The organism is Streptomyces sp. UNOB3_S3 (assembly GCF_020740895.1).
In the GTDB taxonomy this organism is placed as follows: Bacteria; Actinomycetota; Actinomycetes; order Streptomycetales; family Streptomycetaceae; genus Streptomyces.
The window spans coordinates 1-9,398 of record NZ_JAILXP010000288.1 but is presented as its reverse complement, the minus strand read 5'-3'; the positions used below and the strand labels follow the sequence as shown (position 1 = coordinate 9,398).

The following is a 9,398-nucleotide window of genomic DNA, read 5'->3' as shown; positions in this document are numbered from 1 at the left end:
GGCGAGGCGGCGGGCCGTGGGGTTGTCCCGGCCCAGGTGGGCGAGCCACTCCCCCAGTCGCTGGTGGTCCGTGCGCGCCGGCGGTTCGTCGGGGGCCAGCAGCGGTTCCGCTCCGGTGACGAGGTGGAGGAGGGTGGCGCCGAGGCTGTAGCGGTCGGAGGCGAAGGAGCTGACGGCGCCAGGCGGGGCGGTGCGCTGCTCGGGGGCGGCGTAGCCGGGGGTGTGGGCCCGGGTGATGGGTTCCCGGTGGCGGACGAGGAGTTCCAGGTCGATGAGGCGGAGTTCGTCGTCCCCGGTGACCAGGAGGTTGCCCGGGTTGAGGTCGCGGAGCACATGGCCCTTGCCGTGCACGTGGGCGACGAGGTCCACCAGCTGGAGGGCCAGGCGTACGGCGAGGTCGTACGGCAGGCCCCACGCGTCGTCGCCGGTGGTGAGCCGGTCCGCGACCCAGTGGCGGAGGGTGACGCCCGCGAGGTCCTCCAGGACGAGGAAGAGGTCCCCTTGCTGCTCGAAGAGGGCGACCGGGCGGGGTGTGAGGCCACTGGCGGCGAACTCCGTCAGCATCGCGTACTCGTGGCGCCGTGTGTCGCGGATGTCGCGCCCGGCGAGGGTGGCGTCCGTGTGGGGGCGGGCCTGTTTGACGACGACGGTCGTGCCGGTGTGCCGGTCGGTGGCGCGGTAGACCCCGCCGGTGAAGGCGTGCCGGATGACCTCCTCGACGACGTAGCGGTCGTCGAGGAGGACGGGCCGGGGCGTGGTGGGGCCGCCGGCCTCGGCGGGCCCGGTGAAGGGGTCACGGGGTGCCCAGTCGGGCGGGGCGAACCACGCGGTGCGCCGGTCCCGGCGCAGTGAGCCGTCGGGGGCCCTGAGCATGGCGGCGCGGGTGGCGTCGTCGGCGAGGGCGGTCACCCCGCGGTGGGCGCCGTAGCGGTAGTGCACGAGGCTGCCGGGGCGGTAGGGGCGGTCGGAGAGGATGCCGGGCCCGGCCAGTCCCCGGGTGGCGTCGTGCAGTTCGGCGGCCAGGGCGCGCAGGCGGGGCCCGTCGTCCTCGGGGTAGGCGGTGAGGAACTTGCCGCCGCCCGCGCGGTCGGCGGCGCGGGAGCACAGCTCCGCCACCCGGGCGGGTGTGGCGGCGAACTTGTACGCGCAGCGGTGGCGGGCCAGTACCTCGGCCGCCCGGGCCAGGACCGTCCCGGCGGACAGCGGGGTGGCGGAGAGGTGGAGTTTCCAGCCCTGGACGCGGGTGGTTCCCCCGGGTGGTGCGACGGAGCACCAGAAGGCTCCGGTGCTCAGGTGCCAGTCGTCGAGCCGGTGGGCGGCGAGGACGGACCGGACGCGGTCCTGGAGCGCGTTCCCGGCGCGCTCCGGTGTCCCCGGGGCGCCGGGCGGGTGTGCCGGGAGGCGGGTCGTGGGGACTCCGGTGGGTGGTTCACCCGTGCCCGTCGTCGTGTGCGCCATCGTCGGGTCCTCCGCCGGCGCCGGCGCTCAGGACCGGGCCGGGGAGGGGGCGGGCAGCAGGTCGGTCGCGGTCCGGGCGGCGATCCTGGCCCGGTCGGCCGCGCTGCCGAAGCGCAGGTCCAGGCGGCGGGCAGCCGCCGCCCACTCCCCCATGGTCCGTACGCCGCCGAGCGTCTCGACGACGAAGGGGTCGGCGCACCGGGCCGCCACGCGCTCCCAGATGGTCTCCGGGGCGTCGCGCAGCACGTTGGCGACGGTGCCCAGGTAGGACGACATGGCGCGGACGTCGCCGTCCGGTTCCACCTGCAGGACGGGCGGGACGCCGTTGGCGGCGATGTCGTCGGGGCGCATGAGCAGCCGCATGTTGTCGTCGACCATGACGCTCAGCCCGGCCGGGGCGAGGGAGCGCAGCTGCCGGGTGCGCTCCCGGCCGGTCAGCCGGGCGACCTGCTCGTCGTCGAGGAGTTCGTGTTCGGCGAACTCCTCCCGGCTGGCGAGCCCGCCGGGCACGGTCAGGCCGAAGACGAGGGTGCGCATCGCGGGGAAGAGCGGGGCTATCCGGGCACAGAACTCGTCGAGCTGGCCGAGGTTGCTGCGCATGACGGAGCAGTCGATGCCGAACGTGCCGTGGGCGACGTCCCGGGCGGTGAGCTCGCGGGAGGCCTCGTCCAGGAAGCGCAGCGCGTTCATGGCCCGGTCGAAGGAGCGGTCGCGGCCCCTGATGCGGTTGTGGACCTCGGCCGTGGTGCCGTCGAGGCTCACGGCGGTGCGCGGAAAGGTCGTCAGGATCGCTTCGGCCTTCGCCCGGTCGATGTTCCACCCGCTGGTGTAGAGGGCGGTCCGCACACCGGCGTCGGTGAAGCGCCGGGCGACGTCGAGGACGCCCTTCACCACGAGGGGTTCGCCGCCCGCCAGGACGACGTTGCGGGGGCGCAGGGCGATCAGGGCGTCGGTCAGCTCCAGGAGCCGCTCGCCCTTGAGGTGCCGGGACGGCCGTCTGCCGGACTCCGAGTAGCAGTGCGAACATCTCAGGGGACACGCGTAGGTGATCTCCCAGATGATGTCCGTGGGGCCGCCGCTGTTTTCCTTCACCGCGCACTCCCGTCCCGTGAGGGCGTGTGGACGGGGTTCACCGTAGCCGCGGCGGCGGCGCCCGGCGACGGCCGTTCCGCTGAGCGGACCGGGGTGAACCGATCGCGCCCGCGAGCCGTCGCCGGTGTCCGGGCGTCCCCGCCGCGGCGGCCGGGTAGGGATACCCGGCTGTCACAGCGGTACCGAGCCGAAGGAGCACCCCATGCCCAAGGTCCTGATCGTCACCGGCGACGCCGCGGAGGACCTGGAGGTCCTCTACCCCTATCAGCGGCTGCTGGAGGAGGGGTACGAGGTGGACATCGCCGCGCCGTCCGTGAAGAAGCTCCAGTTCGTGGTGCACGACTTCGCGGAGGGCTTCGACACCTACACCGAGAAGCCCGGGCACTCCTGGAGCGCCGACGTCGCGTTCGCGGACGTGGCCCCGGACGACTACGCGGCCCTGGTGATCCCCGGTGGGCGCGCGCCCGAGTACCTGCGGCTGGACGAGGACTTCCTGCGGATCGTGCGGCACTTCTTCACCGTCGCCAAGCCCGTCGCGCAGATCTGCCACGGCGCGCTGGCCCTGGCGGCGGCCGGGGTGCTCGACGGGCGTCGCACGGCCGCGTATCCGGCCTGCGCGCCCGAGGTGCGGCTGGCGGGCGGCACGTTCGTGGACGCGGAGGCGGTGGTGGACGGCAACCTCGTCTCCGCCCGGGCCTGGCCCGACCACCCGGCGTGGATGCGTGCCTTCGTCGGGCTGCTGCGCGAGCAGGCGCCCGTCAAGTCCTGACAACGGACGGGTACATTCCCCGTTTTGTCGTGATCACGGTCACGGTTCGGTCCGGTGCCGATCGCCTACAGTGCCCTTCTCCCACAACCTCCCCACCGGAAAAGGGCGTTCCATGGCGGTCAGTCGCAGATCCGTGCTCAAGGGTTCCTCCGCCGCGGCGGCGGCCTCGGTGGTCGGCACCGCCGGGGAGGCCGCCGCCGCGCCGCCCCCGGCGGAGGCCGCCGCGACGGCCTCCGCCGGACAGCCGTCCGCCGGCCCGCTGTTGCAGTCCCGGCCGCACCGGCTGGGGGCGCCCGGCGTGCTGGGGGTGCACCTGCAGTTCGGCACCGATCCCGCCACCGAGATGACCGTCTCCTGGATCACCCCGCAGTCCGTGCGCCGGCCACGGGTGCGGCTCGGTTCGCCCGACGGCGGGCACGGCCGGGTGGCCGACGCCGAGACGAGGACGTACCGCGACGGGCTGTCGAAGGAGGAGGTGTACGTCCACCACGCCCGGCTCACCGGCCTCCGCCCGGCGACCACTTACCTCTACTCGGCCGGCCACGACGGCGCGACCCCGGAGACCGGCTCCTTCACCACCGCGCCGCGCGGCCGCACCGCCTTCACCTTCACCAGCTTCGGCGACCAGGCCACCCCCAACCTGCGCCGGGTCATCCATCTCCCGGACGGCGTCCCCTCCCCCGTCAACCGCTTCCCGCTGTACAGCAGCAGCCAGGTCGGCTCACCCGCGTCCGCGGACATCGTCTCCGCCGTGGAGCGGGTCGCCCCGCTGTTCAACCTGGTCAACGGCGACCTCTGCTACGCGGCCGTCGCGGGCGCGTGGGGCACGAGCCGGCCGGCGACGTGGGCGGACTGGTTCATCAACAACAGCCGTTCCACCCGGCTGCGCCCCTGGATGCCATGCGCGGGCAACCACGAGAACGAGAAGGGCAACGGGCCCATCGGCGCCGCCGGCTACCAGACGTACTTCGCGCTGCCGGGCTCGTCCGCCGCCTCGGACGAGGAGACCCGGGGCATGTGGTACGCCTTCACCGTCGGCGCGGTGCGCTTCATCAGCCTCGCCAACGACGACGTCGCGCTCCAGGACGGCGGCGACACCTACATCCACGGCTACTCCGGGGGCGCCCAGCGCCGCTGGCTGGAGCGCGAGTTGAAGGCGGCGCGCGCCGACCGGGGCGTCGACTGGATCGTGGTGTGCATGCACCAGCCGATGATCTCCAGCACCCGTTCGGCGGGCAGCGACCTGGGGATCCGCGAGGCGTGGGGCCCGCTGTTCGACCAGTACGGCGTCGACCTGGTCGTCTGCGGTCACGAGCACCACTACGAGCGCTCGCACCCCGTGCGCGGCACGCTCCCGAACGACGCCCGCACCCCCGTCCCCGTGTCGACCCGTACCGACGTGATCGACACCAGCAGGGGCACCGTCCACATGATCATCGGCGCGGGCGGGAACATCGCCACCACACAGGACGACATGTTCGACACCCCGCACGCCCGGGTCCTCACGGGCCTGAAGGACGGGACGACGCCCTCCGGCCACAAGCAGCCGGTCTACCTCACCGAGGACGCTCCCTGGGCCGCGGTCCAGGACCGCAAGTACACCCACGGGTTCGCCGCCTTCGACGTCGACCCGGGCGACCGCCGCGAGGGCCGGACCCGCATCCGGGTCACGTACTACACCTTCGGCGGACCCCACGGCGACCTCACCCCGGTCGACACCTTCACCCTGGAACGACCGCGCTCCGACGCCCACCGGCCCTGAGACGGGCGGGCGCCATGGTGAAGAACCGTCAAGGGTGACACCATCGTGCCGAAAAAGCGGGTGTACCTCGGTCAACCCCGCTCGCGGGCCGGTCGGGCTGGGTAACATCCCGCACCAACACCGGCTACGAGGAGAGCGAGCTGCCGTGACCGACGAATCCGGCGACACCAACATCCAGGAGCGGTACGCGGCACGGTTCGCCGCCGACCTGGAGAACAACACCAAGGAGCGGGAGGCGATCCGCTCGAAGATCGCGGAACTGCGGTCGCGCCTGGAGCGGTTGGAGACCGAGGCCGCGTGGCTGTCCACGATGCGGGGCACGGTCACCACGGCCCCCGCCACGGCGCGGGACGAGCGGCCCGCCGGGGCCGCGCCCTCGCCCGACGCCCCGGCCGAAGCCCCGGCGGACACCCCGGCCGAGGCGTCGGCCGAGGGCGCGGAGAGCACCGGGAGCGCCGAGGGCGACACCCCGGCGCCGGAAGCCGCTCCGCAGGCCGTGCCCCGGCCGCGCCGGGCGAAGAAGGCCGCCGCCGGTCAGCGCGCCCGCAAGGCGAAGGCGGCACGGGCCGGGACCACCGCCGAACCGGCGGAGAAGCCGGAGGCGAAGGCGGCGGAGAAGGCGGCGGAGAACGGCAGGAGGACCGGCCCCACGCGCCGGGAGCTGGTCCTGGAGCTGCTCGCCCGGCACCACGAGCCGCGCACGGCCGGCGAGGTCACCAAGGAGCTGGAGGAGGCCCACCCCGGGCGCGCCGCCAGCACCCAGGTGGTGCGCAACGCACTGGAGTCCCTCGTCTCGACGGGGGACGTGGAGCGCGAACGGCAGCAGAAGTCGGTGTTCTACACGGCCCCCGGCACCGCCGGCGCCGCCGCCCCGGAAGCCGTACCCGGTGCGGCCGGTGAGGACGTCGTGGCGGGGGTCTGACCGATGAGGCCGCCGGCGCCGGAGCCCCCGGGCTCCGGCGCCGCGCCGCGCCCGTCGGGCACCCGGAGGCACCTGGCGGGAATCCACGCCGTACGCCGGTGCCCGCGCGTCACCGGCCTGACGGCTGGGCAGGGTGAGAGGCGAGCGGCGAGGCGCGCCGCCGGGTGACTCAGGGAGCCGGTATGACCGACGCAGCCATGGACACACCGCTTCCCCGGCAGGTCGCCGACGCGTACGTCGACGCCCTCATCCGGCTCGACCCGATCGTGGGAACGTTCATGGGCGACCCGCTGAGTTCGGGACGGCTGCCGGACCTCTCCCCCGACGGGCACGACGCCATGGCCGCCCTCGCCCGCACCACCCTGACGCGGCTCTCCGCCGCCGAGGCGCTCCCGGGCGGGGACGGGGGCGTGGAGCGGCGCTGCGCGGGGCTCCTGCGCGAGCGGCTGACCGCCGGGCTCGACGAGTACGAGGCGGGTGAGGAACTGCGCCGGGTCGACAACATCTCCTCACCGCTGCACCGCGTCCGCAAGATCTTCGCCCTCATGCCGACGAACACCGAGGACGACTGGGCCGCCCTCGCCCAGCGGCTGCGGGCGGTGCCCGGCGCGCTGGAGGGGTACCGCGCCTCGCTCGCCGAGGGTGCGCGACGGGGGTTGCCCGCGGGGCCCCGGCAAGTGGCCGCCACCGTGGCCCAGCTGACGGAGTGGCTGGCCATCGGGGGGTTCGCCGTGTTCACCGCCGACGGCCCCGAGTCCCTGCGGGGCGAGCTGGCGGCGGCCGCGGAGGTGGCGACGGCGGCCGCCGCGGAGACGCGGGACTGGTTCCGGGACCGCTACGCCGCCGCGGTCGCCGGCGCCCCGGACGTGGTGGGCCCCGAGCGGTACGTACGGGCCGCCCGCGTCTGGAACGGGACCCGCCTCGACCTCGACGAGGCCTACGCGTACGGCTGGGACGAATTCCACCGGCTGCGGGAGGAGATGCGCGCCGAGGCGGAGAAGGTGCTGCCCGGGGCCGCTTCGCCGTGGGAGGCGATGTCCTGGCTGGACCGGCACGGGCAGGCCGTCGAGGGCGTCGAGGAGGTCCGGGGGTGGCTCCAGGAGCTGATGGGCGAGGCGATCGCGGCGCTGGACGGCACCCACTTCGAACTGGCCGAGCAGGTCAAGCGCGTGGAGTCGCGCATCGCGCCCCCGGGTGGTGCCGCCGCGCCGTACTACACCCAGCCCGCGCTGGACTTCTCCCGCCCGGGGCGCACCTGGCTGCCGACGCTGGGCCGGACCCGGTTCCCCGTCCACGGCCTGGTGTCGACGTGGTACCACGAGGGGGTGCCGGGGCATCACCTCCAGCTGGCCCAGTGGACGCTGGCCGCCGGGAGCCTGTCCCGGTACCAGACGAAGGTGGGCAAGGTCGGTGCCACCGTCGAGGGGTGGGCGCTGTACGCGGAGCGGCTCATGGACGAGCTGGGTTTCCTCACGGACCCGGCGCGCCGGCTCGGTCATCTCGACGCCCAGATGATGCGCGCCGTCCGCGTCGTCATCGACATCGGCACGCACCTGGGGCTGGAGATCCCCCGTCACTCGCCGTTCCACCCCGGGGAGCGCTGGACGCCGGGCCTGGCGCGGGAGTTCCTCGGCCGCCACTCGGGCCGCTCCGCCGACTACCTCGACAGCGAGATCACCCGCTATCTGGGCAGGCCGGGGCAGGCCATCGGCTACAAGCTGGGCGAGCGCGCCTGGCTGCGGGGCCGGGCGGCCGCGCGCGCCCGGCACGGTGCCGCGTTCTCCCTCAAGGAGTGGCACATGAAGGCGCTCGCGCTGGGTTCCCTGGGCCTGGACGACCTGGAGCGCGAGCTCGCGGCGCTGTGAACCGGCCGGCGGCCCGGCCATGCCACCGGGTCACCGGTCGCCGGCGTCGTGGATCTCCCGGGCCTCCAGGGGCCGGGTCGCGGGGCCGTCGAGGACGGTCCCGTCGGGTGCGAAGCGGGAGCCGTGGCAGGGGCACTCCCAGGTCCGTTCGACGGCGTTGAACGCCACCAGGCAGCCCAGGTGGGTGCAGCGGGCGGAGACGGCGCGCACGGTGCCGTCCTCCTGCCGGTGGACCGCGCACCGCCGGCCGCCGACGCGGACGACGGCCCCGCCGCCGGGCGGCACGTCCGCCTCCGCGGCCGGGTGCCCGGAGCGCAGCCGGTCCGTCAGGAAGCGGCGCCCGAAGGCCATCTGGTTCCTGAGCGCGGCGGGTGCTCCGCGCGCCACGCGGCCCGGTCGCCACGGGTCGTACAGGCCGGCCCACGAGGGGATCGTCCGTCCGACGACGAGCTCCGTCAGCAGCCGGCCGGCCATGACGGCGCCGCTCAGGCCCCAGCCGCCGAACCCCGTGGCGACGTAGGCGTGCGCGGAGCCGGGGCGGCGGGGTCCGACGAACGGCACCCCGTCGGCGGACGCGTGGTCCTGGGCCGTCCAGTGGTGGAGGATCCGGGCGTTCGGGAAGCGCTCCGCGGTCCAGTGGACGAGCCGGTCGAACCGCCGGGCCACGTCCGGCTCCCCGGGGGCGGAGCCCTCGCCCGTGACGATCAGCAGCCGTCGCTCCCCGTCGTACGGGGCGGTGCGCACCGACCGGCCGCCGTCCTCCCCGGTGACGTACATGCCGCCGGGGTCGTCCCCGGCGGGCAGTGTGGCGGCCACCACGAGTTCGCGGCGCGACGAGAGGCGGGGCGAGAGCAGGAAGCGGTCGAGGACGGGGTGGTGGGTGGCGACGATCACGTCCGCCGCGGTGACGACGGCGCCGTGCTCGGTCGTCACCCGGCAGGGTGTGCCCTCCTTCAGCCCGGTCACCCGGGTGTTCTCGTGGAGGCGGCCGCCGCGGGCCAGGATGTCGTGGGCGAGGGCGAGCAGATAGCGGCGGGGGTGGAGCTGTGCCTGGTCCTCGACGCGCACGGCGCCGGTGACCGTGAAGGGCAGTCCGGTGTCCGTGGTGTAGGAGGCGGCGAGGCCCGCCGCGCGGGCCGCCTCGGCCTCCGCCCGCAGGTCCTCGTGGCCGGTCGTGCCGGTGGTGTAGGCGTGGGCCGGGAGCCGCTCCAGGTCGCAGTGGGCGCGCAGCGCCGTCGCGATGTCGCCGACCCGGTCGACCGCCTCGGCCAGGGAACGGGCGCACAGCCGCGCGGCCTCGGCGCCCCGCGTCCGGGCCAGCCCGGCGTAGCCGAGGGGGTGGAGCGCGGTCACCTGGGCGGTGGCGCGGCCGGCGCTCCCGGTGGCGAGGCGCCCGGCCTCCAGCACGACGACCGAGCGCCCGGCCTCGATCAGCTCCCACGCGGTGCTCAGCCCGGCCGCGCCACCGCCGACGACGGCGACGTCCACGGTGAGGCCGGACGTCAGGGCGGTGGCGCGGCCGGGCTGAGC

At 75.0% G+C, this 9,398-nt stretch carries 6 protein-coding genes and 1 pseudogene; 4 read left to right on the top strand and 3 right to left on the bottom strand.

Features of this window, described 5'->3' with window-relative positions:
* Nucleotides 1-1,458: pseudogene (locus K6I33_RS25995) on the bottom strand (protein kinase); the annotation flags it as partial.
* A gap of 27 nt (nt 1,459-1,485) precedes the next feature.
* The gene (locus tag K6I33_RS25990; protein WP_229356961.1) at nt 1,486-2,550 is read right to left on the bottom strand and encodes a radical SAM protein; all 1,065 of its coding nucleotides are present in this window, start codon (nt 2,548-2,550) and stop codon (nt 1,486-1,488) included.
* A gap of 202 nt (nt 2,551-2,752) precedes the next feature.
* On the opposite strand from K6I33_RS25990, the gene K6I33_RS25985 reads away from it, so the two are divergent.
* The 4 genes from K6I33_RS25985 to K6I33_RS25970 all read left to right on the top strand — a co-directional run bounded on the left by K6I33_RS25985 (nt 2,753) and on the right by K6I33_RS25970 (nt 7,868).
* The gene (locus K6I33_RS25985) at nt 2,753-3,319 is read left to right on the top strand and encodes a DJ-1/PfpI family protein (protein WP_229356960.1); all 567 of its coding nucleotides are present in this window, start codon (nt 2,753-2,755) and stop codon (nt 3,317-3,319) included.
* Between the two features lie 112 nt (nt 3,320-3,431).
* Nucleotides 3,432-5,081, top strand: a complete 1,650-nt coding sequence (locus K6I33_RS25980) for a metallophosphoesterase family protein (RefSeq protein WP_229356959.1) — start codon at nt 3,432-3,434, stop codon at nt 5,079-5,081.
* A 145-nt stretch (nt 5,082-5,226) separates the two neighbouring features.
* On the top strand, nt 5,227-6,003 hold the full coding sequence (locus tag K6I33_RS25975; RefSeq protein ID WP_229356958.1) for a hypothetical protein: 777 nt from the start codon (nt 5,227-5,229) through the stop codon (nt 6,001-6,003).
* A 182-nt stretch (nt 6,004-6,185) separates the two neighbouring features.
* Complete coding sequence (locus K6I33_RS25970) at nt 6,186-7,868, top strand: DUF885 domain-containing protein (protein ID WP_229356957.1); 1,683 nt, start codon at nt 6,186-6,188, stop codon at nt 7,866-7,868.
* 30 nt (nt 7,869-7,898) lie between these two features.
* Here the strand turns inward: K6I33_RS25970 and K6I33_RS25965 are convergent.
* Nucleotides 7,899-9,398 (bottom strand): FAD-dependent oxidoreductase (locus tag K6I33_RS25965; RefSeq protein WP_229356956.1); only part of this gene is annotated, 1,500 nt, incomplete at its 5' end.